The 1,609-nt window shown below is 59.9% G+C and carries 3 protein-coding genes and 1 pseudogene; all 4 read left to right on the forward strand.

Translation table 11 applies throughout. The features are described from left to right. Positions 1-55: 55 nt before the first annotated feature. Positions 56-661: pseudogene (locus ACWGS9_RS34765) on the forward strand (DDE-type integrase/transposase/recombinase); the annotation flags it as partial. A gap of 42 nt (positions 662-703) precedes the next feature. Continuing rightward, positions 704-1,195 (forward strand): IS66-like element accessory protein TnpA, encoded by a 492-nt coding sequence (tnpA, locus tag ACWGS9_RS34770; protein WP_454509426.1) that lies wholly within the window; start codon positions 704-706, stop codon positions 1,193-1,195. 47 nt (positions 1,196-1,242) lie between these two features. After that, complete coding sequence (locus ACWGS9_RS34775; RefSeq protein ID WP_454509428.1) at positions 1,243-1,368, forward strand: hypothetical protein; 126 nt, start codon at positions 1,243-1,245, stop codon at positions 1,366-1,368. Then, entirely contained in the window at positions 1,349-1,504 is a 156-nt protein-coding gene (locus ACWGS9_RS34780; RefSeq protein WP_454509427.1) for a hypothetical protein, read from the forward strand. Before ACWGS9_RS34775 ends, ACWGS9_RS34780 begins: the two co-directional genes overlap by 20 nt. Positions 1,505-1,609 lie beyond the last annotated feature (105 nt).

Here is a 1,609-nt window from a genome sequence, read left to right on the forward strand (position 1 = left end):
GCTGGGCTTCGTCTTGCAAGCCGTTCCCTGCGACGCCGGCGGTGCTGTTTCTTAGGAAGGCCGCAGCCTACTTCGCGGGGGAAGTGGCATGAGGTCCGCTTTTCATCGCGAGGCACCGGAACATCTGGCCGGTGGTATGGCTGTGCAGTGCGCTGGATGTGTCCCGCTCAGGCTTCCATGCTTGGCTCAACCGCAGCCCCAGCGGTCGTTCTCGGGACGACGAGATCCTCGTGTCTAGGATCGACCGAAGCTTCAAGAGCATCGACCGCACCTATGGGTCTCGTCGCGTCTGGCATGACGTGCTGGCCGAGGGACTTTCTTGCGGTCTGCATCGCATCGAGCGGGAGAATGGACTACAACCTTCCTTGACCGCGCTTTCGAGGCGTCGGCGCCGAACCAGAGATGGATCGCCGATTTCACCTATATCTGGACCGCGGAAGGTTGGCTTTACGTTGCCGCCGTCGTCGATCTGTTCTCCAGCCGTGTCGTCGGCTGGGCGATGAAGGCCGAGATGACAGCCCAGCTCGTCACCGATGCGCTTATCATGGCAATCTGGCGCCGGGGTAAGCCCGACAGCCTGCTGCATCATTCCGACCAGGGGTCGCAAGGCGAGCAGTTCCAGCGCCTGATGACCGACCACGGCATCACGTGTTCGATGACCTTGTGGCGTTAGTGTCCGCTTAAATTAAGTGGACGCTTAGCGATGAAGTATCTGGCTATGGAGCAGCCGTCGAGGGTGGAAGCGAGCACGCCGGCAGCTCTATCGCTGCCGACGGATGCCGGCCGACAGCGGACGCGCCGCTCCTGGACGGTCGAGCAGAAGCTGGCGATCGTGGGTGAGGTGCAGGAGTCCGGTGATCCGGTGGCGGTTGTCGCGCGGCGTCACGACATGAACGCGAACCACTTGCACATCTGGATCAAGCAAGCCCAGGAACGGAGATTGGGTGGCCGATCCGAGACCCCACCGATGGCCTTCATTGACATGGGTGTGGTCGGTCACAGCGTGCACGATGTGGAGACGGAAGAGCCGGCTCCTGTGCGATCGCACTCCGAAGTGTCGGCTGCCAGCCAAGCGGTGTCTGCAGGTGGCCGGATAGAAATCGTCGGTGCAACCGGTCGGCGTGTGATCGTTGACCGCACTGTCGACGTAAGTGTCCTGATGCGGATCTTGCAGGGCCTGGAAATGCTGCGATGATCCCGACAGAAGGCGTGCGTGTGTGGTTGGCGACGGGCTACACCGATATGAGATCTGGCTTTCCATCGCTGGCGCTCCGGGTGCAGGAGGTCCTCAAACACAATCCCCCTTGGGGGCAACCTGTTTTGCTTCAGGGGCAAACGCGGAAATTTGTTGAAGGTCATCTGGCATGATGGCCAAGGATCATGCAGACGCTTCATCTGGCCGACAGTTGAGGGTGGAGCTGTGACAGTATCTCCTGCGCAGCTGACTTATCTATTGTCCGGGACTGACTGGCACAACCCTCAGGAAACATGGCTTTTGAGTTGAAAATACAATGGAATATGATTCAATCGGTGCATGAATTCGAAGCCGGTTGATCTTCCCTCGGATCTTGCCAGCGCCTACGTGGCGCTGCTTGTCGAGCGTGAAGCG

Source organism: Mesorhizobium sp. Arg314 (assembly GCF_053714275.1).

Coding starts and splice junctions, on each gene's coding strand:
- tnpA (WP_454509426.1), top strand. CDS start 704: ATGAAGTATCTGGCTATGGAGCAGCCGTCGAGGGTGGAAGCGAGCACG.
- ACWGS9_RS34775 (WP_454509428.1), top strand. CDS start 1,243: ATGAGATCTGGCTTTCCATCGCTGGCGCTCCGGGTGCAGGAGGTCCTC.